Annotated in this window: 22 protein-coding genes; 12 read left to right on the forward strand and 10 right to left on the reverse strand. The window is 68.1% G+C overall.

The genetic code is table 11. From position 1 onward, the window contains the following. The first annotated feature begins 19 nt into the window (after positions 1-19). Entirely contained in the window at positions 20-1,207 is a 1,188-nt protein-coding gene (locus DL990_RS06400) for an AAA family ATPase (protein WP_125788720.1), read from the forward strand. Beyond that, positions 1,204-1,944, forward strand: coding sequence for an HNH endonuclease (locus DL990_RS06405; protein ID WP_125788721.1), 741 nt, complete (start codon positions 1,204-1,206; stop codon positions 1,942-1,944). The genes DL990_RS06400 and DL990_RS06405 overlap by 4 nt, the downstream gene beginning before the upstream one ends. Here DL990_RS06405 and DL990_RS06410 read toward each other — a convergent pair. Next, a complete protein-coding gene (locus tag DL990_RS06410) occupies positions 1,920-2,555 on the reverse strand; it encodes an SRPBCC family protein (RefSeq protein ID WP_125798150.1) in 636 nt (211 codons plus the stop codon). The two genes, DL990_RS06405 and DL990_RS06410, sit on opposite strands and share 25 nt — an antisense overlap. 112 nt (positions 2,556-2,667) lie before the next feature. Next, a complete protein-coding gene (locus DL990_RS06415) occupies positions 2,668-3,327 on the reverse strand; it encodes a hypothetical protein (RefSeq protein WP_125788723.1) in 660 nt (219 codons plus the stop codon). A gap of 179 nt (positions 3,328-3,506) precedes the next feature. Here DL990_RS06415 and DL990_RS06420 point away from each other — a divergent pair, with 179 nt between their 5' ends. After that, positions 3,507-3,821, forward strand: coding sequence for a DUF6204 family protein (locus tag DL990_RS06420; RefSeq protein WP_125798151.1), 315 nt, complete (start codon positions 3,507-3,509; stop codon positions 3,819-3,821). Here the strand turns inward: DL990_RS06420 and DL990_RS06425 are convergent. Further along, a complete protein-coding gene (locus DL990_RS06425) occupies positions 3,793-4,905 on the reverse strand; it encodes a Fic family protein (RefSeq protein WP_158632592.1) in 1,113 nt (370 codons plus the stop codon). The two genes, DL990_RS06420 and DL990_RS06425, sit on opposite strands and share 29 nt — an antisense overlap. A 142-nt stretch (positions 4,906-5,047) precedes the next feature. After that, complete coding sequence (locus tag DL990_RS06430; RefSeq protein ID WP_125798153.1) at positions 5,048-5,995, reverse strand: neutral zinc metallopeptidase; 948 nt, start codon at positions 5,993-5,995, stop codon at positions 5,048-5,050. A gap of 159 nt (positions 5,996-6,154) precedes the next feature. Here DL990_RS06430 and DL990_RS06435 point away from each other — a divergent pair, with 159 nt between their 5' ends. Next, positions 6,155-7,180, forward strand: coding sequence for a polyprenyl synthetase family protein (locus DL990_RS06435; RefSeq protein ID WP_125798457.1), 1,026 nt, complete (start codon positions 6,155-6,157; stop codon positions 7,178-7,180). 15 nt (positions 7,181-7,195) lie between these two features. Beyond that, entirely contained in the window at positions 7,196-8,500 is a 1,305-nt protein-coding gene (locus tag DL990_RS06440) for a hypothetical protein (RefSeq protein WP_125788726.1), read from the forward strand. A 64-nt stretch (positions 8,501-8,564) separates the two neighbouring features. Here the strand turns inward: DL990_RS06440 and DL990_RS06445 are convergent, their stop codons facing one another. The 4 genes from DL990_RS06445 to DL990_RS06460 form a co-directional block, all read right to left on the reverse strand. Beyond that, complete coding sequence (locus DL990_RS06445) at positions 8,565-9,632, reverse strand: 2-oxoacid:ferredoxin oxidoreductase subunit beta (protein ID WP_125798154.1); 1,068 nt, start codon at positions 9,630-9,632, stop codon at positions 8,565-8,567. Continuing rightward, positions 9,629-11,536 (reverse strand): 2-oxoacid:acceptor oxidoreductase subunit alpha, encoded by a 1,908-nt coding sequence (locus DL990_RS06450; RefSeq protein ID WP_125798155.1) that lies wholly within the window; start codon positions 11,534-11,536, stop codon positions 9,629-9,631. The genes DL990_RS06445 and DL990_RS06450 overlap by 4 nt, the downstream gene beginning before the upstream one ends. A 289-nt stretch (positions 11,537-11,825) precedes the next feature. Beyond that, complete coding sequence (locus DL990_RS06455; RefSeq protein ID WP_125798156.1) at positions 11,826-12,578, reverse strand: enoyl-CoA hydratase; 753 nt, start codon at positions 12,576-12,578, stop codon at positions 11,826-11,828. A 13-nt stretch (positions 12,579-12,591) separates the two neighbouring features. Beyond that, positions 12,592-13,038, reverse strand: coding sequence for an Lrp/AsnC family transcriptional regulator (locus DL990_RS06460; RefSeq protein ID WP_005151923.1), 447 nt, complete (start codon positions 13,036-13,038; stop codon positions 12,592-12,594). Positions 13,039-13,112: 74 nt separating this feature from the next. Between DL990_RS06460 and ddaH the strand changes: the two genes are divergently transcribed. From ddaH to DL990_RS06475, 3 genes are all read left to right on the forward strand, one after another. After that, the gene (gene ddaH / locus DL990_RS06465) at positions 13,113-13,958 is read left to right on the forward strand and encodes a dimethylargininase (RefSeq protein ID WP_199746241.1); all 846 of its coding nucleotides are present in this window, start codon (positions 13,113-13,115) and stop codon (positions 13,956-13,958) included. A gap of 91 nt (positions 13,959-14,049) precedes the next feature. Continuing rightward, positions 14,050-14,706, forward strand: coding sequence for a polysaccharide deacetylase family protein (locus tag DL990_RS06470; protein ID WP_125788731.1), 657 nt, complete (start codon positions 14,050-14,052; stop codon positions 14,704-14,706). Positions 14,707-14,823: 117 nt separating this feature from the next. Continuing rightward, positions 14,824-15,495, forward strand: coding sequence for a glycoside hydrolase family 75 protein (locus DL990_RS06475; RefSeq protein WP_125798157.1), 672 nt, complete (start codon positions 14,824-14,826; stop codon positions 15,493-15,495). 61 nt (positions 15,496-15,556) lie between these two features. Here DL990_RS06475 and DL990_RS06480 read toward each other — a convergent pair whose 3' ends face one another. Then, a complete protein-coding gene (locus tag DL990_RS06480) occupies positions 15,557-16,960 on the reverse strand; it encodes a hypothetical protein (protein ID WP_125798158.1) in 1,404 nt (467 codons plus the stop codon). Between the two features lie 295 nt (positions 16,961-17,255). Then, on the reverse strand, positions 17,256-18,254 hold the full coding sequence (locus tag DL990_RS06485; protein WP_125798159.1) for a hypothetical protein: 999 nt from the start codon (positions 18,252-18,254) through the stop codon (positions 17,256-17,258). Positions 18,255-18,604: 350 nt separating this feature from the next. On the opposite strand from DL990_RS06485, the gene DL990_RS06490 reads away from it, so the two are divergent. From DL990_RS06490 to DL990_RS06505, 4 genes are all read left to right on the forward strand, one after another. Beyond that, positions 18,605-19,921 carry a nucleotide sugar dehydrogenase gene (locus DL990_RS06490; RefSeq protein ID WP_125798160.1) on the forward strand — a complete coding sequence of 439 codons (1,317 nt, stop codon included), beginning with the start codon at positions 18,605-18,607 and terminating at the stop codon, positions 19,919-19,921. After that, positions 19,902-21,089 carry a glycosyltransferase family 4 protein gene (locus DL990_RS06495; RefSeq protein WP_125798161.1) on the forward strand — a complete coding sequence of 396 codons (1,188 nt, stop codon included), beginning with the start codon at positions 19,902-19,904 and terminating at the stop codon, positions 21,087-21,089. Before DL990_RS06490 ends, DL990_RS06495 begins: the two co-directional genes overlap by 20 nt. 139 nt (positions 21,090-21,228) lie before the next feature. Continuing rightward, positions 21,229-22,509: an exopolysaccharide biosynthesis protein gene (locus DL990_RS06500; protein WP_125798162.1), complete on the forward strand. Its 1,281-nt coding sequence runs from the start codon at positions 21,229-21,231 to the stop codon at positions 22,507-22,509. Then, entirely contained in the window at positions 22,506-24,056 is a 1,551-nt protein-coding gene (locus DL990_RS06505) for a Wzz/FepE/Etk N-terminal domain-containing protein (protein ID WP_125798163.1), read from the forward strand. The genes DL990_RS06500 and DL990_RS06505 overlap by 4 nt, the downstream gene beginning before the upstream one ends. The last annotated feature ends 6 nt before the right edge of the window (positions 24,057-24,062 follow it).

Below are 24,062 nucleotides of genomic sequence, written 5' to 3' on the forward strand. Positions count from 1 at the left end.
GCCGTCGTAAGCTTCCTTCATGTACATCGAGCGGGTCCGGCTGGAGAACATCCGTGGCTTCAGTGGCGCCCGCGCCGTCGACCTCAAGCTGCCCGGACCCGGCTGGGTGGTGCTCGCCGGGCGCAACGGTTCGGGCAAGACCTCGCTGTTGCGGGCCATCGCCGTCGCGGCGGCGCCGGACGTGGCCTGGGGGTTGCTGTCGGACGCCGGCAGCTGGATTTCGACGAACCAGACGTCGGGGTCGATCGAACTGTCGGTGATGCGCGAGGAGGGGCCGGCGCCGGTCGAGGTCCGCTGGCTCGACTCCGGTCTGCTGCCGATTTCCGGATTGCCGCCGGGCCAGCCGTTCTGCGCGGCGTACGGGCCCTTCCGGCGGCTCGCGGGTGGCAGCGGGGAGGCCGAGTCGTGGATGCGCGGCGCGGGGTCGCTGGCGCGGATGGCCAGCCTGTTCCACGAAGACGCTTCGCTCGCCGAGGGTGTCACCTGGCTGATCAATCAGCATCTCCGTGCCCTGGAAGGAAAAGCGGGCGCACGTGAGCTGAAGGACGCGGCGCTGGAGATCCTCGGTGACGGCCTTCTGCCGGGCGGTTACCGGATCCGGGACGTCGATTCGGACGGGCTTTGGGTCGAATACCGCGGTGACCGGTTCCCGTTGCGCGAGATGAGCGACGGCTATCGCACGGTGACCGCGCTCGTGGTCGATCTGCTCAAGCAACTCAACGGCGCCGGCCTCGATCACGAGAGTCCCGGAGTCGTGATCATCGACGAGGTCGACGCGCATCTCCACGTCTCGTGGCAGAAACGCATGGGGCCGTGGTTCAAGGCGCATTTCCCGCGGATCCAGTTCATCGTCACCACGCACAGCCCTTACGTCTGCCAGGCCGCCGACCCCGGCGGTCTCATCCGGCTTTCCGGGCCGGACGAGGAGATGCCGCCGCGCGTGGTCTCCGAGGAACTGTACGAGCGGGTCGTGTTCGGCTCCGGGGACGACGCCGTGCTGTCCGACCTGTTCGGCTTGGACACGCCTTATTCGCCGCAGGCAGTCGAACTGCGGGAGCACCTCGCCGAACTCGAGTTCCAGGTGGCCTCCGGCCGGGCGGACGCGAACGGGGTCCGGGAATGGGAACGTCTCCGGGGCATGCTGAGCAGTTCGCCGCCGAGCCGGGTCGACGAGGTGGCCAGGCGGCTCGAGGCCGACGATCGGTGATCGGGATCCGCCGGATCGCGCTGCCGGGGCGGGTGGTGGCCGATCTCGAAGAGCTGACCGCGCGGATCCCTCCCGGTGACAGCAAAGAAGCGCGACGGCTTTGGCGGGTTTCCCGTGCCGTCCGGCGTTCCTTGCGGGCGGGCCTGGACGTCATGGCCGCCGGCCGCGGCTACTGCATGTACTGCGGCGACGGCCTCGGGTCCACTGTGGACCATTTCGAGCCGATCGCGCGGAATCCGGGGCGCGCGTTCGACTGGCTCAATCACGTGCTCGCGTGCGAGTACTGCAACAGCCACCACAAACGCGACCTGTTCCCGGTGGACGAAGACGGCAACAGCCTGCTGATCGACCCGACCGCCGAAGACCCGCTGGACCACCTGTTCCTGGTGCTGTCGATCGGGACCTATCGCGCGTTGACCGCGAAGGGCGAGCAGACCATCGAGGTGTGCGGGCTGAACCGCGCGCAACTGGCGCGCGGGCGGGAAACGGCGGTCAACCAGGTGAGCGCGCTCGTCATGGGCTGGTGGACCGCGCGCGAACTGGGGGACGACCGGAGGCGGCGCGCGATGGTCTGGACCCTGCTCGACCAGCCGCACGCCGACGTCCTCCACGCGATGCTCCGGCAGGCGGGCATGCCGGGCGCCCGCGCCGTGTTCCGGGCGGACGACGAGCTCATCGACCTGCTTCGCGCCCCGGAGCTCGCCGAAGACCTTCAGCTCTCCGGGGGCGCGGTGTAGGCGGCCAGGGTGGCGTCGGCGCGCGTGCGGGCGGTGGTCGCGTCCGTCCCGTTGGCGACGTCGGCCTCGTACCAGGCCTCGTTGCTCAAGGTCATGAACCGCACGCCTTCTTCGCTGGTCATCCAGGCCATGGCCGCCTCGGGGTCGGCGGACTCCCCGGATTCCAGGTGCAGCGCGAGCCCGTTCAGCATCATGTCCCAGCCGATGCCCACTGCGCCCGGCCCGAACTGGTTCCAGTGCTCGTTGGGAACGGCGGTGTGGTCGAGTTCGAACCGGGTGCGCCCGTCGGCTTCGGGGCTCAGCCGGAGCTCGATCCAGCTGACGTCGCCGCCGTACTCCCAGGTGGCGGCGAAGCTCTTCGGCGGATCGCAGCGCTCGACCGTCCCGCCCGCGTTGCCTTCGAGCTGGTACTTGCCGCCGACGCGCAGTTCGCCGCTGATCGGGAGGAACCAGCGCGGGATGCGTTCGGGATTCGTGCACGCGTCCCAGAGATCGTCGAGGCCGGTGTCGTAGACCTGGCTGACCGTGGCCGTCACCGCCTCGCCCGCTTCGACCACGCGCTTGCCCAGCCGGCGCTGGACGGAGTTGATCTGAGTGGTCACGTCGACCATGGGTGCCCTCCGTTGCTCGGCTTGCCGCCAAGATATCAGCAGAGGCTTATATAAGCCATAATGGAAAAGGGGCGCCCGGCCGAACCGGACGCCCCTTTCCCGGCGGGTTGGCTCAGGGAGTGGGGGAGCAGGCTGTGCGCCCGATGACCACTTCGCCGGTGATGTTCGAGGCCGGGGCGAACTTGATCCGCAGCATGGTCAGCGCGATGCTGCCGTCGCCCGGCAACGTTTGCTCGTTGAAGATCGCCTCGGCGAGCAGGGTCCCGTTGGACTTGGTGATCGGCTTGACGTAGCCGACCGGCACGGGCGACGGCAGGGTGCCGAGCCCGGTCGCGCCGCCGTAGGTCCAGCTCGCGTTGGTGCCGGTCTGCGTGGCCGTGCAGCTGACCGAGTAGGACCTGATCTTGATCCGCGGGCCGCTCGACGAGACGAGCGCCGACAGTTCGAAGTTCTGCCCCGTGGCCTCCGACTTCGTCGAGGTCACGTCGTTTTCGGGGTCGACGACGGTCGTCGTGCACGTCGACGTGCCGCCACCGAACGTGATCCCGGTCCTGGTCACGACCCCGGACGAGTTGCTCGTCGGTCCCTCGACCGCGCAGTCGGCGAGCGACGAGATCGAGATCGGCGCCGAGGTGCCCTTGGTGAAGGCGGCGGAGCCGAGCGAGGCCACGCCCGCGGGGTTCGAGGCGGCGGCGGGCGTCACGCCGGTGCCGAGACCTGCCAGCAGCAGCGCGCCGACCAGGCCGGCCCGGCTTGCGACGGTGATACGCATGGGCTTCCTCCTCACGTGATGGAGAGCGAGCCGGATCGGCCGTTCTTCCTTTGTCATCACTATCTGCGTGTCGGATTCGCCCGTTGCGTGCGTGACGGTCGTTTCACTCGACCGTGGATCATGGACACCCATTGGATATTCGGATTCGTATCCGGATACAGGCCTGTATATTCGAGGTCATGCCGACCTACCGCGTCCTCGTCAACGGCAAGTTCGACCACCCTGACACCGGGACCCGCGCCCGGCTCCTGGCCGAGCTCGATCAGCATCAGGCGATGGGGTTCAGCGAGGACGGCCTGCTCACCTACAGCGCGCACCTCGGCGCGTTCACCTTCCGCATCACGCTGCGGGGTGAAGAGGAGCGCGACGTGCTCGACGAGGCCGAGCTGAAGGTCATGGAACTGCTGGACGCCAGGGGCTACCCGTACCGCGACGTCGCGGGGAAGGCGACCTGCATGGACGACATCAAGATCCGCCGCCGTCCAGGGTCCTGAGGATCTCCTCGGCGAGGAAGAGTCGAACGCGTCCCGGCGACTGGATTTCCGTCAGCACTCCGGCGTCGACCAGCTTGATCACGTTCTGGGTCGCGGCCCGATGTGTGACTCCGAGGACTTCCGCGGCCCTGTTGATCGTCATCGCGGGTGTCTCGAACAACGCGTCGACGAGCTGGGGGAGCAGGCTCGATGTGCGGGCGGATGTCGTTCTCGTCCGATATTCCTGCCGGAGTGAGTGCAGTGCGACGGCACGGTTGCGCGCGTCGATGGCCTGGTTTTCCAGTACTGAGAGGAAGAAGTGGACCCAGCCGGTCCAATCTCCCTGGGTGCTGACAGCGAGCAGCCGGGCGTAGTACTCGTCACGCCGTGGTTCCAGATATGCGGACAAGTCCAGAAGCGGGGCCGGTAAGAGGCCCCATTCCACAAGGAGCAGGGTGACCAAGAGTCGGCCGACGCGACCGTTGCCGTCTATGAAGGGGTGGATCGCCTCGAACTGGTAGTGCAGGCAGGCGATCGTCACCAGTGGTGGCAGGACGTGCTCCGCGTGCAGGTACTTCTCGAAGGCGTCGAGACAGTCCCAGAGCAGCTCCGGTGGTGGAGGAACGTAGCTCGCGGTATCGAGAACGCAGCCGGGAGGGCCGATCCAGTTCTGTGAGCGACGGAACTCGCCAGGTGTGGCGTATCCGCCGCGAACCCCCGTGAGCAGAACCTGGTGTGCTTCACGCAGCAGGGGAAGACTCAGCGGCAATCGGCGTTCGGGGGCGAGAACGTGTGCGAGCGCGGTCACGTAGTTGAGGACTTCTTCGACGTCGGAGCCACGTTTCGAAGCCGTCGGCTGCAGTTCGAACAGTACGAGGTCGGACATGGTGGCTTCCGTGCCCTCGATCCGGCTGGAAAGCACTGCTTCGCGTCGCATCATCGAGTGGACCAGAAACGCGGCGCTCGGCAGGGTTCGTCCGACGCCCGCAAGCTCGCCGACGGCCCGGTCCGCGGCGGAAAGCGCGCTCGCCAGGGTGAGGTCGAACTCGACGTTCGGGGGAAGAGGTGGCGGGACGAAGGCGTGGTAGCCGCGCTCGGAACGCACGAGATGAGACCTCTGGCGTTCTGAAACGCCTCCGATCCGCATTGATACTTACCTCTCCTACCGGATGAACTGTGATACTTGAAGCTGGAAAAGTATCACAGCCTGCTGGGTGTGCTACTTGACTCCGATGGCGATGAGCCGTTCAGGAGACCTCGTTCGCCGGGGCGGCGAAGGTGTTGCACGCCGAGGTGTCCTTGGCCGTCAGCCCGCGCTTCTGCCACAGCGTGGCGTTCTTCGCCGAGCCGTGGGTCTCGCTGTCCTCGCTGTCGAAGCCGCCTTGCTTGAGCGGGGCGAGCAGCCCGGCGCCGATCGAGCCGCGGCCGGCGGCGTTGGCGAGGAACAGCGTGCTGAAGCAGTCGGCCTGCAGTTCGAGCCGCCTGCTCAGGTCGAGGATCTTCACCTGGTCGCCGTCCGCCTCGCGGTAGAGCGCGTCGTGCTTCGAGAGGATGCCGGACTGCTCCTGGACGTGGTGCCCGTATTCGTGGGCGAGCAGGAACAGCTGGGTCAGGAGTTCGGGTCCGCCGTTTTCGAGCTGTCTCGGCAGCGGGACGAAGATCGTGGCGCCCTCCGAGCAGTAGAAGCCCGAGGCCTCCTCGGGAGGCGGCGGGGGACCGCAGGCGGTGTTCTTGACGTCGTCGGCGTTGATCGCGACCGGGATCCGCGGCTCACCGGCCTGCGTCAGCGCGGGATGCCACGCTCGCTCCAGGCAGGGGACCAGCGCCAGGTAGAACGCCTCCAGTTTCTCTTTCGTGCCGCGGAGTTTGGGCAGCTCGCAGGTCACCTTCGGCAGCGTCACGCCGGGAGCGACCAGCGGGTTGGCCGCGGTCTCGTACTTGCGGGTCGGCACGTCGGCCTTGGCCGTCGGCGACGTCACAGGCGTCGACGACGAGACGGCAGGAAGGCGAGGCTGGACGGCGCCCACCTTCGACTCCTTCAGGCCGCCGACCACGAGCACGGCCACTACCAGCATCACCGCCATGAACACGGCGAAGAGGACGACGGTGATCCACACCGTCGACCGCTGCTCGCGGTGGTCTTCGGCGGGAGGTCTCCACGCCGGTCTTTCGCCGGAATCGTCCGGACTTCCCATGGTGTTCCCCCAGTTCGCGCCAAAGCGGGCAGGATACTCGGCAGGGGTGTCATATTCGTCACCGTTTCCCCTGGACAGCACGTCAACAGGCCTCGGTGGGTAGCCACTACGCTGGAAGCAACCCCGAACGGTGTCAAAGAGAGCGGAGCCGACGTGTCTGTGTCTTCACCTGCCCCAGGTGGTGCCATCGAGGACCTGCGCGCGTCCGTGGGGCTCCAGATCGCCGACGAGCAGCTCCTGCGCACGCTCGCGACGGGTCTCGCCGACGTCGAGACCCTGCTCCGCGAGGTCGTCCGCAGTGACGTCAAGGCCGTCGAGGACGCCGCTTCGCACCTGGTCGAGGCGGGGGGCAAACGTTTCCGTCCGCTGTTCACGCTGCTTTCCTCGCAGTTCGGGCCGAAGCAGGGCGACCAGGTGGTCACCGCCGCCGCGGCCGTCGAGCTGGTGCATCTCGCGACGCTGTACCACGACGACGTGATGGACGAGGCGACGATGCGCCGCGGCGCGGAGAGCGTCAACGCCCGCTGGGACAACACCATCGCCATCCTGACCGGCGACTTCCTGTTCGCGCACGCCTCGCGGCTGGTCGCGGACCTCGGCACCGACGCGGCCCGGATCATCGCCGAGACCTTCGGCGAGCTGGTCACCGGCCAGATGCGCGAGACGGCCCGCGCCGACGACGGCGACGACGCGGTCGAGCACTACCTCACGGTCATCGCGCAGAAGACCGGTTCGCTGATCGCCACCTCCGGCCGGTTCGGCGGGATGATGTCCGGCGCGCCCGACCACTACATCGACGCGCTCCGCCGCTTCGGCGACATCATCGGGACGGCGTTCCAGATCTCCGACGACGTCATCGACATCGCGTCCGCCTCGGACGAGCTCGGCAAGGCGCAGGGCACAGACCTGCGCGAAGGCGTCCGCACGCTTCCGATGCTGTACGCGCTGGCCGACCCGGCGACCGACCCGCGCCTGGTGGAGCTGCTGTCGGGGCCGATCTCCGACGACAAGCTCGTCGCCGAGGCCCTGGACCTGCTGCGCGCCTCGTCCGGACTCGAACGCGCACGCGAAACTCTTTCCGACTACGCTCGTCGGGCGCGTGCCGAACTCGCGGCGCTGCCCGCGTCGCCCGCCCGGGACGCCTGCGAATCGGTCGCCGACTACCTGGTCGCACGAACGCATTGACAAAGGGCAGGTTAGATGTCCATTTTCGGACAGGTTTGGCTGTGGAGTCTGCTGGCGTTCGTCGTCGGCGCGCTGCTCACCTGGCTGGTGCTGGTGATCCCGGCGCGCAAGCGCATCCGTGAGCTGGAAAGCTCGCTGGCCACCGCGCACGCCGAGACGTCCCGGCTGCCCGCCGGGGTGAGTCTCGGCGCGGGTGCCGCGGCCGTCGCAGGCGGCACCGCGTACCTCACGAAGCCGTCGCACGACGAGCTGGACGAGGAGTTCGCGGCGGTCGAGGAGCCGAAGCCCGCGTACCCCGAAACGCTCACCGAGCAGGAACCCGCGCAGCAGTGGACCGAACCTGCTCAGGAGCCTGCACAGGACGCCGTCGAGGAGCCGGAGCCCGTCGCCACCCCGACGCAGACCTTCGAGCCCGAAGAAGAGTACGAGGCCGAGTACCGCACGGCGCCCCAGGCGGACCGGGAGCCGGAGCCCGAACCGGAGCACCCGGCCGAGCGGACGCAGTACATCCCGGCGGCCCAGCCGGAACCCGAGCCCGAGCCCGAGCCGGAGAACCCGTACGTCAGCGCGGCGACCGAGTACCTCCAGCCCGCGTCGAAGCTGGACGTCGAGCCGGAACCCGAGCCCGAGCCCGAGCCTCAGCCGCCCGTGCCGAGCGAAGGGCCGTACCGGTCCCGCCTGGAGATGCAACTGGACCCGGAAGGCGTCGAGACGCAGCCGGAGCCGGTGTCGCTGTTCAACCCCGCGTCACGCGTGGAGACGGAGCAGGCGCCCGTCGAGACCAACTGGTTCGAACGCGAAGAAGAGCTGCACGCGCCCGCGTACGCCTTCGGTTCCGACGAAGAAGCGAAGGCCGGGCTCCTCGACTCGGAGCCCGAGACGCCGGCCGAAGCCACCCAGGTGCTGCCCAAGCGCACGCCCAGGGGCGCGGTCCGCGGTGGTTTCGAGCCGCCGCAGCCGATCCAGCCGTCCATGCGGGCGATCGAACGTCGTGAGCCGGAACTGTCCGGTGGGCAGAGCGGCTCGCTGTTCGAGCCCGCCGTCCAGCCCGGCGACGCGATGCCGGCGCCGGAGCCCCCGCCCGCGCGGCAGGTCGCCGCTCCGGTGACCGAGTCCGTTCCGCCCGGCCCGTTCGGCCCCGGATCGGCGATGCCGCGGCCGGGCGGTGGCCGTCCGGCCGACGACTTCGCGGTCAAGGCCAGCGTGACGGCCCTGCGGTACTGCACCGAGGACTCGCCGCAGTTCCCGAAGATGGTCGCGGAGGTCTGGTTCCGCTCCGCCGCCGACGCGGAGCGCGTGGGCTTCCGTCCCCTCACCTGATCGCAATGAAGGGGCCTTTCATAGCAAAATTTGCTATGAAAGGCCCCTTCATTGCACTACGGAACTAGCTGACGACGGTCCAGGTGTCCTTGCCGCGCAGCAGCCCCTGCAGATCGGGCTTGCGGGCGGCCTGGGCCTCGGCGACCTGGGTACGCGCCTGGTCGTCGTAGGTGGGCCGCTCGACCTGCCGCAGGATGCCGATCGGCACGTGGTTCAGGTTCTGGTCGCCGATCCGCGAAAGCGCGAACGCGTACGAGGTGTCCTCGATGGTCGGGTCGTGCACGACGAGGTTCTCCTCGCCGATGTTCGCGACCTTCCCGACCTCCAGCCCGGCCCAGCCGCCGCGCGTGACACCGAATTCGCCCTGCGGGCCGAACTTGATCGGCTCGCCGGGCTTCAGCGGGATGAGCCGGCTCGCGGCCTCGTCCTTGTCCTTGAGGACGTCGAAGGCGCCGTCGTTGAAGATCGGGCAGTTCTGGTAGATCTCCACCAGCGCGGATCCGCGGTGCTTCGCGGCGGCCTCCAGCACCTCGGTCAGGCCCTTGCGGTCCGAGTCGAGCGCGCGGCCCACGAACGACGCCTCGGCGCCGATCGCCAGCGAAAGCGGGTTGAACGGGGTGTCGACCGAGCCCATCGGGGTGGACTTCGTGACCATGCCCGGCCCGGACGTCGGCGAGTACTGGCCCTTGGTGAGGCCGTAGATGCGGTTGTTGAACAGCAGGATCTTGATGTTCACGTTGCGCCGCAACGCGTGGATCAGGTGGTTGCCGCCGATGGACAGCGCGTCGCCGTCACCGGTGACGACCCACACCGACAGATCCGGTCGCGCGGTCGCGAGCCCGGTCGCGATCGACGGCGCCCGGCCGTGGATCGAGTGCATACCGTAGGTGTTCAGGTAGTACGGGAACCGGGACGAGCAGCCGATACCCGAGATGAACACGATGTTCTCGCGTTTGAGGCCGAGCGTCGGCAGGAACGACTGCACGGCGTTGAGCACGACGTAGTCCCCGCAGCCGGGACACCAGCGGACCTCCTGGTCCGACTTGTAGTCCTTCGCCTTCTGCGGTTCGGTCTCGGTCGGCACAAGGTCCAGGCCGCCGAGGGTGGGGATCCCCAGGTCGATCGCGGTCACTTCGTCCCCTCCGTACTGGTGATGATCTCCGTGAACACGCCTTGCAGCTCCTCGGCCTTGAACGCCATTCCGGCGACCTTCGTGTACGACTTCACGTCGACGAGGTACTTGGCCCTCAAGAGCATCGAAAGCTGGCCGAGATTCATTTCAGGGACGACGACGGTGTCGTACGAACGGAGTACGTCACCGAGGTTGCCCGGGAACGGGTTGAGATGCCGTAGATGCGCCTGCGCGATGGGCATCCCGTCCTTGCGGACACGGCGGCACGCGGCGCCGATCGGGCCGTAGGACGAGCCCCAGCCGAGCGCCAGCACCCGTGCCTTGCCGCCGCTCGGGTCGTCGACGACGAGGTCGGGGACGTCGACGCCGTCGATCTTGGCCTGGCGCAGGCGGACCATCTTGTCGTGGTTGTCGGGCTCGTAGGAGATGTGGCCGGTCTTGTCGGCCTTCTCCAGCCCGCCGATGCGATGCTGCAGACCGGCCGCGCCCGGCACCGCCCACGCCCGGGCGAGGGTCTCGGGATCGCGTACATACGGCCAGAATTCCCCGGAACCGTCCTCGGCATTCGGTTCGGTGGCGAATTCCACGCGCAGATCCGGCAGGTCCTCGACGTCCGGGATCAGCCACGGCTCCGAGCCGTTCGCGATCGCGCCGTCCGAGAGCAGGAAGACCGGCGTGCGGTACTTCAGCGCGATCCTGGTGGCCTCCAGCGCCGCGTCGAAGCAGTCGGCGGGGGACAGCGGCGCGACGATCGGCACCGGGGATTCGCCGTTGCGGCCGAACATCGCCTGCAGCAGGTCAGCCTGCTCGGTCTTGGTCGGCAGGCCGGTCGACGGGCCACCGCGCTGGACGTCGATGACGACCAGCGGCAGTTCGGTCATCACCGCGAGACCGATGGCTTCGGACTTCAGTGCGACACCGGGCCCGGACGTCGAGGTGACGCCCAGCGCACCGCCGTAGGAGGCGCCGAGCGCCGCACCGATGCCGGCGATCTCGTCCTCGGCCTGGAAGGTGAGGATGCCGTAGTTCTTGTGCTTGGACAGCTCGTGGAGGATGTCCGACGCCGGGGTGATCGGGTACGTGCCCAGCAGGATCCGCAGGCCGGACTGCTGCCCGGCGGCGACCAGCCCGTACGCCAGCGCGGTGTTCCCGGTGATCTGGCGGTACGTGCCCTGGTTCAGCTTCGCGGGCGCGACCTCGTACGTCGTCGCGAACGACTCGGTCGTCTCGCCGTAGTTCCAGCCGGCGCGGAAGGCCAGGATGTTGGCCTCGGCGATGTCGGTCTTCTTCGCGAACTTCTCGCGCAGGAACCGTTCCGTGCCTTCGGTCGGCCGGTGGTACATCCAGGAGAGGAGCCCGAGCGCGAACATGTTCTTCGCGCGTTCGGCGTCCTTTTTGGACAGTCCGGTCTCTTCGAGTGCGCCCCTGGTCAACGTCGACATGGCCACCCGGTGGACTTGATAGGCCGAAAGGGTGTCGTCGTCGAGCGGGTCGTTGTCGTAACCGACCTTGACCAGGTTCCGCTTCGTGAACTCGTCGGTGTTGAGGATGATCGTCCCGCCCGACGGGACGTCGGCGAGGTTCGCCTTCAGCGCGGCGGGGTTCATGGCGACCAGGACGTCCGGCCGGTCGCCCGGCGTCAGGATGTCGTAGTCGGCGAAGTGCACCTGGAAGCTCGAGACGCCCGGGATGGTGCCCTGGGGCGCGCGGATCTCCGCGGGGAAGTTCGGCATGGTCGACAGGTCGTTGCCGAACGCGGCCGCTTCCGAGGTGAACCTGTCGCCCGTCAGCTGCATGCCGTCACCGGAGTCGCCGGCGAACCGGATGACCACCCGGTCCAGCTTGGCGACCTCGGTCGGCCTGACGGCCGACAAGGAGCCGTTGCCGTTCGCACTCGTGCTCATAGGTCAGGGATTCCCTCTCTCCCGACGTGCGTCGTCCCCGGCCGTGCCGGAGATCCGGTGCCTCGCCCGGCGATGTCGGCCAGGTCACAGGTGCCATGTCCCGAGGTTAGTCCTCGGCACACTTCCCAGGATCCCCTAAAAATGGCCTGGACCTACTTCTCGAGTGGCCTGAGCTCGTCGCTGAGCGGGGCTTTCCCGGTTTATCTGTTACCGATGGTAACGGTTAGCGGTACGCCTCGATTGTGAGCCGTATCTCCTTCAAGCGTAGTGAAGTCCGGTCGGGGAACGGTCATCGGCCGGTCATGGCCGCTCGCAACCTGGTCAGTCGTTCGGCGAACGCGGGCGCGGTGAGTGACGCCAGCTGCGGCTCGATCTCGGCGTCGACGGCGGCCGAATGGTCGGTCAGTGAAGCGGTGTGCCGAAGCGTGCGCTTCGTCGCCAGAAGAACGTCGCGCGGAGCGCCGACGGCGGGTTTCGCCAGTTCACGGGCGGCCTCGACCAGATCCCCGTCGACGAGCTTGAGCGCGAGCCCGGATTCGACAGCGGCTTCGGCGCCGACGACCTCACCGAAGAGTGTCATCGCCGCGGCCTTCTGCGGGCCGACGAGCCGCTGGATCATCCACGTCATCCCGCCGCCGGGATGGATGCCGAGATCGAGAAATCTGGCCACGAACTTCGCCTTCGGTCCCACGATGCGGACGTCCGCGGCGAGCGCGAGGTTCAGTCCGGCGCCCACGGCGGCACCGCCGACCGCGGCGATCGTCGGCAGGGAACACCGCGCGACCGAGAGGAATCCGTCGTAGATGGCGCGCAGCCCGTCCTCCCGGGCGCCGGCGAGCGTGTCCAGGTCCGCGCCCGCGCAGAACGCTGGTGGCGCGCCGGTGACGACCAGAGCGTGGACGCTCTCGTCGGCTTCGGCACGCGAAACGGCCTCGGCAAGCTGCGCGGACAGGTCGAGGGTCAGGGCGTTGCGGGTCGCCGGCGCGTCGATGGTGAGCACGGCGACGCCGCCGTCGTGGCTGGAGCGGATCTGATCGGTCACGGGATCGAGGGTGTCACGCTTCGGGCGTGGGCGGGCGTTCCAGTAGCCGGGACAGGACGACGGTGGAGACCGTGCGGTCGACGATCTCCAGCCCGCGCAGCCGTTCCAGCGCGGTCTCCAGATGGTGGATGTCCGACGCGCGCAGGTGGACGATCGCGTCGGCCGCGCCGGACACCGTGTACGCCGCGACGACCTCCGGCAACGGCTCCAGCCGGGCGCGGATCCGGGCCGGGGTGATGTTGCCGTTGCAGGTCATCTCGACGAACGCCTCGGTGCCCCAGCCCAGTGCCTCGGGATCCACGACCGCGGTGAAGCCGCGCAGGACCCCGGTTTCGAGCAGCCTGTCGACCCGCCGCTTGACCGCGGGCGCGGACAGACCGACGACTTTGCCGATGTCGGCGTAGCTGGACCTCGCATTGGCCATCAGGCATGAAACGATTCGCTGGTCGATGGTGTTCACACGCAATGTTTAGCAGGTATATGCGCAGCGAACAGCGATTGATTGCGGAATTAGGTGAGCCTTACCCTTCGGGTATGCCGGAACTGGAGCAGCAGCCCCGTGTACCCACGACGCGCCGCTACCTCATGTGCCCGCCGCGGTACTTCGCGGTGGATTACGTCATCAACCCCTGGATGGACCCGTCCGTGCCGGTCAGCGTCGACACCGCGATGGCGCAATGGATCGAACTCCGTGACACCTACCGACGCCTCGGCCACACCGTCGAGGAGATCGACGCGCAGCCCGGCCTGCCCGACATGGTGTTCGCCGCGAACTCCGGCACCGTCGTCGACGGCCGTGTCCTCGGCTCGCGGTTCCGCGCCCCGCAGCGCGCCGCCGAGGCCGAGCACTTCCGCCGCTGGTTCGTCGAACACGGCTACCGCGACATCACCATGCCCGAGAAGATCAACGAGGCCGAAGGCGACTTCGCCTGGACCGGCAAGATCCTGCTCGCCGGCACCGGCTTCCGGACCGACCCGGCCGCGCACGCCGAAGCGCAGGAGGTCCTCGGTGTCCCGGTCGTCTCGCTGCGGCTGATCGACCCGAGCTACTACCACCTCGACACCGCGCTGTTCGTGCTCGCCGAGGCCACCGACACCACGGCCGCCCAGATCGCCTACTTCCCGGAAGCGTTCTCGGCCGGATCGCGGAAGGTGCTGGAGCGGATGTTCCCGGACGCGGTAATCGCGGACCGGGCCGACGCGGAGTGCTTCGGGCTCAACGGGGTGTCCGACGGCCGCAACGTCGTCCTGCCGGTCGAGGCGACCGGATTGGCGGCACGGCTGACCGAACGCGGCTACGAGGTCGTCTTCCTGGACATCTCCGAGCTGCGGAAGGCGGGCGGCGGCCCGAAGTGCTGCACCCTGGAGATCCGCAAGTAATCCGTTCGTGGACACCTTGCGGGATCGTGTAACTACTCCGTTCGCCAACGCGATTAATCGGGAAACAGACTCGGTCCCGAATGAGGCGCGGATGGTGATCCTGGCGATAGGCGGCGTGGGCAGGCCCGTGCGTGCGCTGGATCCAGGCGAAAACGAAACATGGGTGACCGTCGAGCAGTTCGAGCGAGTGCTCGACACGGTGGCCGGCCGGGAAGACGTCGGGCTCACCTTCGACGACGGCAACTCCTCCGACGTCGAGATCGCGCTCCCCAGACTGGTGGAGCGCGATCTCACGGCGGAGTTCTTCCCTCTCGCCGGCCGCATCGGTCAGCGAGGCTTCCTCGACGCCGACGGCCTTCGCAAGCTGGTCGACGCGGGGATGTCGATCGGCTCGCACGGCTGGGAACATCGCGACTGGCGGCGGCTCGACGGCAGGCACGCCCGGCGTGAACTCGAAACCGCACCGAAACTGCTGGCCGACCTGAGCGGGGAACCCGTGCGCGCGTACGCGCCGCCGTTCGGCGCCTACGACCGGCGGGTGCTCAGCAGGCTCCGGCGTTCCGGCGCGACGAAGGTCTACACGACCGAAGGCGGCGCGGCGTCGCGCGACGGCTGGCTGTGGCCGCGGGTCGAGGTCCGGCACGACGTCGACCAGGAGTGGCTCGACAGCGTGCTCGCTGAACGAGACGGCCTGTACCGCCGAACGGGACGGGCCATCGCGCGAGTCGCCAGGCTTGCCCGCTTTTGACCGTTTTTCTTTGCATAGTAGGAAAACAACACCCCGCCGGCCCTTGAGTCGAATCCTGTGCGGCGACATCCTGAGCATCCTCGGTAAAGAAGTCTTATTAACTAAGGGGTGCTCGGTATGCGGAAACTACTGCTGTTCTCGGCCATGGTGGCGGCCGCGGGACTGGCCCCCGCGGCGACGGCCGTGGCCGCCCCATCGGCGCAGGCGGCCCCGACCGCCCAGCAGTTGCTGGCGAAGACCACCGCCTGCAAGCAGATCTCGAACGGCAAGTACAAGACCGACGACGAGACCGGCCGCACCATCGCGGTCTGCGACGCGGGCGGCGCCGTGTTCTGGAAGGCCGACATGGACGTCGACTGCGACGGGCAGCCGACCGCGCGGTGCAACAAGACCACCGACCCGTGGTTCCAGGACGGCACCGCGTACCCGCGCTCCGACGGCAAGGCACTGATCGCCGACCAGACGCCCTACATCGTCGTGCCGAGCATCAGCAGCACGTGGAACTTCGAGAAGTCCGGCCTCAAGGGCGCCGGCTCGTGCGCGGTGATCTACAACAACAAGGTGCTCTACACCGTCATCGGCGACACCGGCCCAAAGGACATCATCGGCGAAGCCTCTTACGCGACCGCGAAGGCGCTGGGCATCAACCCGGACCCGAAGAACGGCGGCGTCGACTCGGGCGTGACCTACATCTGCTTCAAGAACTCGAAGGTCTCGCCGATCGAGAACCACGGGAAGGCGACCTCCGTGGGGGAGGGGCTGGCGGCGAAGTTCGTTCAGGGCGGCTGAAGTCCTTGTACGGCAACGGCCCCGGGAGCTTTCGCCCCCGGGGCCGTCCGGTTTCTCGTGATCAGCGCGGGACCACGTGCTTGGTCCACTGGCCGGGGTTGTAGGGCGGTGCGATGACATCGACGGTCGCATCGGATTCGTTGATCCGCCAAGGTCCTAGTATGGAGAACCGGTAGGTGCCGACCGCGACGTTGGGAAATGTCAGGAAGCCGTTGGCGTCGGTCTTGGCGAGCGACACGAGCTTCTTGTCGGTCGTGCTCAGGGCGACGGTCGTGTTCGCCGCTCCTTCGCCTGTGTCGAACCGGTAGTTGCCGTTCTTGTCGTACCAGATCTGACCGCGGGCATCGGCCCTGGCGCCCGGCACCTTCGCGTTCTGGTAGGCATACGGCCCGGAACTCAAGGAGTTGTCGTTGTCGAACCAGCAGTCGAGCCCGGTTTCACCGAAGGCGCCCGCTCTCGCGGGCACCGTGCCGGCGACCTTCAGGACCACGCTTTGTCCCGGAGCGATCTTGCCCGCCTTGTTCACGTAACTGAACGCACCCCACTGGGCTGCCGGGACTTCCAAGCCCCGCTCGTAGCCCCCGGGATCGCAGCCCGCGTAAAGGCCGGCGACTTCGCGGGCGCCAACGTTCGTGAGAGTCACCGTCGCCGTCGCGGTCTCGCCCACCGCGTAGGTGGTCTTGTCGAGCGCGATCTTCGCGCTCAGCGAGTCCGTCAGCGGGCGGATCGCTCTGCTCTCGAGCGCGGTGTTCTGCCCGCTGCCGTCCAGCCGCAGGCTCGGCGGGTACGCGGTCACCCAGCCGTCCGGGATTTTCTCGAAGTGCCAGTAGATGCTGGGGCCGACCGGGACGGCATCGAAGGAGAACCGGCCTTCGGCGTCTGTGATCGCGGTGAGGTACCCGGACGGACCCGGACCGGACACACGAGCTTCCGCGCCGGCGAGACCTTCCCCGGGCGAGAGCTTGCCGTCCTCGTTGCGGTCGCCATAGAGGACACCGGCGACGCGATCTGTGGTGTCGGGTGAAAGCAGCCCGACGGTGATCCGGCTGTGGTTGTCCGAGTAGTCGGCCTCTCCAGGGCCGCTCACCTCGATGTCGAGCACCGGATTTCCCTCGTTGAGGGTGTAGACGCTGCCCTTGGTCGTGTACGTCCTGCTCTCGCCCGGTGCGTAGGTGGCGCCGTCCTGGGAGCGGAGGTCGCCCCAGGACGTCTCATCGACGATGAAGTAGCCGCCGGACTCCCTGTGGGCGTACCCCCTGACCTGACTCGCCGTCGTGTCGCCGATGTTGGCGACCGTCACCTCGATCGGGATGGCGTCGCCCGGCAGCCAGCGGCCCTCCTGGGCCTTGGCCGTCACCTTGATGTTCGGGCCGGTGGCGGCGTACGCGGGCAGGGCGGTCGCCAGCCCGGCGACCGTGAAGGCCGCGGTCAGCACTCCGATCGCGCGCAGAGATGTTCTTCGCATGGTGTTTCCCCAGTCCCGCCCGGCACGCCCGTCCCTCACGGACGCCACAGGCGATCGTCGACGAATCGAACCTAAAGTCCGTCGCGTCCGGGCGACCAGAGCGGAACATTCCGGTGCCGTGACCGGGCAACCGTGAGGGCGGCTCGGGCGTGTAGGGGGGTCGTGAGCGCTTTGGGTCGTTACTGAGGGGCGGCGAAGGTGGCGTGGTCGGTGCCGGGGGTCGTGAGTGGCGATTCGGGTTCTAACCCGAATCGCCACTCACGACCACCCGGACCGAACGGCCACCACCGCACGATCACTCACGACACCGGCGGCAAGTCGTCGCCCGTGCCCCGGCCGGATCCCAGCCCTCCCGGGTCAGGACCGTCCGGACCTCGGCGGCTACTTGGCACGGCGAGTTCCGCACGTCCTGCCAGCCGTAGACGAGCCTTGCCCGTCCGGCCAGCTCGGCGGCGTTGTCCCGGTTCCGGTCACGGAAGGCGATGTCCGCCATCGCGTGGGTGGCTCGGCCGTCGAGTCTGACCGTTACCGCGGCGCCATGTGGGTCGTAGGTGACGTCCTCCCAGAGGACCTTGCCTTTCACCTCGAAAGCTGTTTGCCGACTACCTTGCGGGAGACCGTGCGCGTCTTCGACGGCTTCCTTGTATTCCACTTCGAGCACCGACATCAGTCCGCCGCCGAGAAGCGCGAGGCCGTGCCGGATGGCGGGCCGGTAGCGGAAAGGCGGCCGGAAGAGCACGCAATCCTCCATCGCCGCCAACGAGACTTTGCTTCGACTGACGAGGTCGACCACGGTATCGGTCGCCATTTTCGGCGTTCTCTGTGCGGTGGCCAGATCTATGATCGTGTCGGTCATGCGGGTCCGTGGGGGAGAGGTCCTGATCGCGATGTGCGGCAGGGCGCGCGAACGGTGCACGATCACCAGAGGTGGGCACGAGACCGCCGAGGACGTGTACGGAACCGTGATCTCCACCGGGCCTTCGATGACGGGCAGCAGCCCCCACTCCTCGGCGGCGGTGCGGTGACTCAAGACCACATGGCCGCCGCCGTACTTCAGCGCGGCCTGAATCTTGGCCGGCCTCGAGAGCGTGCCGGTGAACATCGCATAGACGCGCGGTAGCACTCGTTGCCAGCGTCCGGCATCGAGGTTGGCTTCTATATCGGCGACGGAGTGGCCGTAGGCGCGAAGTTGCCGGGTGTTGACGACCCCGTGCTGCTCCGCCAGGAGGACCGGCCAGCTCGGGCGTTGTTCGGCCGGGATGGATTCCTCCGACCAGCGTTTGTGTAGAGGCACCCTTCGACGATCTCCCCTGGACCACGATCATGGAGGGCGCGGCGCGAATCTGTGGATGAACGAGGTGCGAGGAGCGCCGGCTGTGGATAAGTGGGTCCAGGTGGTCGTGAGTGGCGATTCGGGTTCTAACCCGAATCGCCACTCACGACCACCCGGACCGAACGGCCACCACCGCACAATCGAGACGAAACCCTTACGCGTCCGCTGTAGCGTTTCGCACTCTTCGAGCGATGAGTAATTCCCTTGCCGCACAGGCATTCCGCCAAACGCAGGCGAACCGCGGACACCGGTAACGAACCCGGTCCTCCTGCCGACCAACGGGCAGCGGAATGCGGCTGGAGGAATTCGTCATGAAGATCAGTGTCTTCGGGCTCGGTTACGTCGGTTGCGTGTCGGCGGCGTGCCTGGCCGGGCGCGGGCACGACGTCGTCGGGGTGGATGTGAACCCGGTGAAGATCGACCTCGTCTCCAGCGGCAAGGCGCCGGTGGTCGAGGAGCGCATCGGGGAACTGACCGCGGAAGTGGTCGCCCAAGGCAGACTGAGAGCGACCACCGACGTCAGACAGGCGATCGCGGACAGCGAAGTCTCCCTCATCTGCGTCGGTACCCCCTCGGCTCCCAACGGCAGCCTCTCGACGGCTTTCCTGGAGCGCGTCGCCGAGGAAATCGGCGACGCGCTCAAGGCCAAAACACAACGGCACACCGTCGTCTTCCGCAGCACCATGCTCCCGGGCACCTGTCTGGACCTGCTCGTCCCCATCCTCGAGAAGTCGTCCGGTCTCACCGCCGGCGTCGATTTCGGGGTCGCGGTGAACCCCGAGTTCCTGCGCGAGGGGAGCAGCGTCAGGGACTTCTTCGACCCGCCCAAGACCGTCATCGGCGAGCTCGACGCGGCCAGTGGTGACGTCGTCGCGGCGCTGTACGAGGGGCTTCCCGGCGAGGTCTTCCGCGTCGCGATCCCGGTGGCCGAGATGACGAAGTACGCCGACAACTCCTTCCACGGGCTCAAGATCGGCTTCGCGAACGAGCTCGGTTCCATCTGCCGTGCGCTGGGGCTCGACTCGCATCAGGTGATCGACGTCTTCCTCGCCGACCGCAAGCTCAACATCAGCCCCGCCTACCTCCGCCCCGGGTTCGCTTTCGGCGGCTCGTGCCTCCCCAAGGATCTGCGTGGCCTGGTCTACGCCGCGCACCGCGCGGACGTCGCCGTTCCGATCCTGTCGCACGTGCTGCCCTCGAACGACGAACACCTCCAGCGCGCCTTCGACCTGGTCGCGCGCACCGGTAAACGCAAGGTCGGGTTATTCGGTCTGTCCTTCAAACCCGGCACCGACGACCTCCGCGAGAGCCCGCTCGTCGAGCTGGCGGAGCGGCTGCTCGGCAAGGGGTACGACCTCCGCATCTACGACGCCAACGTCAGCCTTTCGCGGCTGATGGGCGCGAACCGCGAGTACATCGAGGGCAGGCTGCCGCATCTCGGCCAGCTGCTGGCCGGTTCCATCGGCGAGGTCGTCGACCACGCCGAGGTCTACCTCATCGGCTGCACCGATCCGGAGGTCCTCGCGGCGCTCCCGGCGGGCGGCGGCCACACCATCGTCGATCTCGTCCGTGTACCCGACGCCGACCGGCGCCGGACTGAAGAGGGATATGTCGGCCTTGCCTGGTAAAGCTCTCATCCTCGTCGAGAACCTTTCCGTCCCCTTCGATCGCCGCGTCTGGCAGGAGTGCCAGACACTCCGTGACGCAGGCTGGGAAGTCCACGTCATCTGTCCACAAGGGACGAAGCGGGACACCGAAGCCGAAGTCACCATCGACGGCGTCCACGTCCTGCGGTACCCGCTGAAGGCCGCCACCGGTGGCCCGGCCGGGTACGTCCAGGAGTACGGCTCCGCGCTGTGGCACACGCTCCGGCTCGCCCGCAAGGTCGGCCGGGTGGACGTCGTGCACGCCTGCAACCCGCCGGACCTGCTCTTCCTGGTCGCGCTGTACCTCAAGCGCCAGGGCGCGAAGTTCATCTTCGACCAGCACGACCTGTGCCCCGAGCTGTATCTTTCGCGGTTCGACCGCGGCGAGGACTTCCTGTACCGCGCGGTCTGCGCGCTGGAGCGCCGCACCTACAAGACGGCCGACGTCGTCATCGCGACCAACGAGAGTTACAAGGACGTCGCCGTGAAGCGCGGCGGCAAGTCGCCGGACGATGTTTTCGTCGTGCGAAGCGCGCCTGTGGTCGAGCGGTTCCACATGGTCCCGGTCGAGCCCGAGCTGAAGAAGGGCAAGCCGCATCTGCTCGCGTACCTCGGCGTGATGGGCCCTCAGGACGGCGTCGACTACGCCTTGCGAGCGCTCGCGTCGCTGCGTGATGTCGTCGGCCGCACCGACTGGCACGCCGTGTTCATCGGTTCCGGTGACGCCTTCGACGCCATGGTGGCGTTGTCGAAGGAACTGAAGCTCGACGACCAGGTCGAGTTCACCGGCCGGATCCCCGACGAAGACCTGCTGCGCTACCTGTCCGCGGCCGACGTCTGCCTCTCGCCGGACCCCCTGAACCCGCTCAACGACGTGTCGACCATGAACAAGATCATGGAGTACATGGCGATGAGCCGTCCCATCGTCTCGTTCGAGCTCCGGGAGGCCCGGGTTTCGGCCGGGGAGGCCGCGCTGTACGCGCCGGCGAACGACGAGCCGGAGTTCGCGAAGCTGATCGCGCACCTGCTGGACTCGCCGGAGCAGCGGGCCACGATGGGTGAGCTGGGGCGGGCGCGCGTCGCCGGTCCGCTCTCTTGGGAGAACTCCCAGAAAGCCCTGCTCTCGGCCTACGAGGCCGCGATCCGTTGATCGACTTCCCGGTCGCGTTTTGAACAAGACTGGGGCAATCCTGTAACCAACGCCGTGGTCGGTCCGACGGGATTCATGCCACACCCAACCGCGCCGATGGGAGATCCCGGCTTTGAGTGACGACACGGTGCGCCTGTCCATGATCGGACAGGTTCTGCGCGGGAGGTGGCGGACCCTGGTGGTCCTCGCCCTCCTCGGCGCCTTGGTCGGCGCGGGATCGTCGGTGATCCTTTCCCCCGGCTATCGGACCACCTCCAGCGTGCTGCTGCAGGGCCCGCGTGAGGCGGACGAACTGCTCACCCAGGCCGAGGTGGCGACCAGCTCGGTCGTGCTCGACCGGGCCGCCGCCGGACTCGGTGACGGCGAGACCGGCGCCGACCTGCGGGACAAGGTGACCACGTCGGTCGCGCAGGGCAATGTCATCACCATCGAGGCCACCGGTGACACCGCCGAACAGACGCAGCGGCTCGCGGACCAGCTCGCCCAGGAGTTCGTGAAGTACTCCACGCAGATCATCGCCGGTTCCGGCGACGCCGCCGTGCAGCTGGCGCAGGAGCGCCGCGAGACGCTGCGGCAGCAGGTCGCGCAGACCAACCAGCGGATCAGTGAACTTTCGGCGAAGGTCAACGACGGCAAGACGACCGTGGAGAGCGTCCAGCTCCGCACCGAGTTGCAGGGTCTGCGCTCGACGATCGAGTCGGCGATGTCCACCTTGAACGCGGCCGACACGGCGAGCGGCCTCGGCAACATGGTCGTGCTGGGTTCGGCCGAACTGCCGTCCGCGGCGGCCGCGCCGACCTTGCCGCAGCTCGCCATCGGCGGCGCGGTGTTGTTCTTCCTGATCGGCCTGTTCGGGCACCTCTTCACCGCCCGCACCGACCGGCGGCTGCGCGACGACGAGGAGATCGCCGCGGCGATCGGCGGCCCGGTGCTGGCCACCTTCGACGCCGTGGACCGGCGCCCGGCCGGAACCACCCTGCGGGCCAAGATCCTCCGTGACGACCGGCCGTGGAACATCCCGCGGGTTGACGTCTTCGCCGACGAGATCGACGCCGACATCCAGTACCGGCGCCTGGTTTCGCGGCTCCCGCACCGGCGGCTGCTCGTCCTCGCCGTGGACGGTGACCACGCCGGGCAGGCGGCCGCCGGGCGGATCGCCCGCCTCGCCGGCCGGTGGTTCGCGCCCGTGACGGTGTCCCCGGCGCGGCCCGTCATCGAAGACGCCGACGCCGAGGGCGTCCTCGTCGTGACGAGCCTCGGCTCCCGGTCCGCGTGGGAGCTGGTCGGGATCGCCGAAGCCGTCGCCGACGCCGGGCTCACCGTGGTGGGCACCGTGCTGCTCCGCCCCGTCTCCCCGACCCGCACCCGGCCCGGCGCGTCCACCCACGCCGACCACGAAGCACTGGCAGGTACAGCGTGACCAGCGCCGAAAAAGCGAAGTCCGAACCGCTCATCGACCTGCAGCGGCTGGTCGTCTCGGTGCGGAGACGGCGTCGCCTGTGGATGTCCATGGCCCTGCTCGGCCTGATCCTCGGCGGGCTGGTCGCGGTGTTCCTGCCGTCGCCGCCCACCGCCGTCGCGCAGATCCTGGTCGTCCACCCCGACGACTCGCCGACCGACAGCGGAACGCTGATGCGGACCGACGTCGCCGTGCTCCAGACGACGAAGACCGCCACCGAGGCGCTCAAGAAGTTGAACAGCACCCAGGCGCCGGAGGAGTTCCTCAAGGACTACGAGGGCCTGGGCCTGACGAACAACGTCCTCCAGCTGACGGTCAAGGGCAAGACCGACGAAGAGGCCGTGGCCCGTGCGCAGGCGATCTCCGACTCCTTCATCACCGAGTACATCTCTCGCAACCAGGCGGCCGCGGCGGCCGAGCAGAAGGCCCTGCTCGACCAGCGCAACCAGGCACAGAACGAACTCGGCTCCATCGAGTCGGCGATCGTCGCCGAGGAAGCCAAGAACCGCAACGCCAACCCCGCGCAGCTGGAACGGCTGTACTCGCGCCGCGCGGAGCTGACGTCCAAGATCTCCGACTACGACGGCCGCGCGCAGGAGGCGGGCATCGGCACGCCGAAGGTCGCCGCCGGGACGCAGATCGTCGACGCGCCGCGGATCCTGCCGCAGTCCTTCCTCAAGACGCTCGCCACCGACGCCGGGATCGGCTTCGCGCTGGGACTGCTCGCCGGGCTGGGCCTCGCCGCCGTCACGAGCGTGGTGAAGGACCGGCCGGTGCTGCGCCGCGAGATCTCGCAGCACCTCGGCGCTTCCGTGATCGCGCAACTGCCGAAGCCGCCGCGTTTCCTGCGCCGATCGCGTGCGGTGACCAAGCGGCAGCGGGTCGCGGCGACGCTGGTCCGCGCCGCCGGGCAGGAAGGCGGTTCGGTGTCGCTGCTCGACCTCGGCGCCCGGCAGATCACCGCCGCGCTCGCCGTGGACATGGCGCGCGAGCTGGCGGAGAAGGGGACGGCGTCGCTCGTCGACGACCTGCCGAAGACGAATCTCCGGGAGCTGGCAGGCCAAGGCCCGATCCAGGTGCTGGATCGCGGAGACACGCCGTTGGCTGCCGGGGAACGCCGGATCGGCGTCGGTTCGGTCGAGCCGGGGACGTCGTGGACCGACCTCGAAGTCCTCGGTGACGAGACGATCCTCGTCGTCCGCACCGGGCACGCGAACACCGAATGGCTGCACACCGTCGCCCGCCAGCTGGCCGACCGGCACATCCCGATCATCGGGGTCGTCGTGGTGGATCCGGATCCGCGCGACCACACCGACGGGACGCTGTGGGACGGCCTGCACACGGCGTTGCGCGGGCGGGCCGCCCGGCCCATGCCGAAGCCGGTGGAGATGTTCCCGAAGAAGAACGGGTATCCGACGCCGTACAAACGCGCCAAGGAACTCGGCAACGCCGATCAGCCGACCAAACGATTCGCGCCTGTGTCATCGGATAACGCCGAAGCCTTGTAAGGGGAG

The organism is Amycolatopsis sp. WAC 01416, from assembly GCF_003947485.1.
Taxonomy (GTDB): domain Bacteria; phylum Actinomycetota; class Actinomycetes; order Mycobacteriales; family Pseudonocardiaceae; genus Amycolatopsis.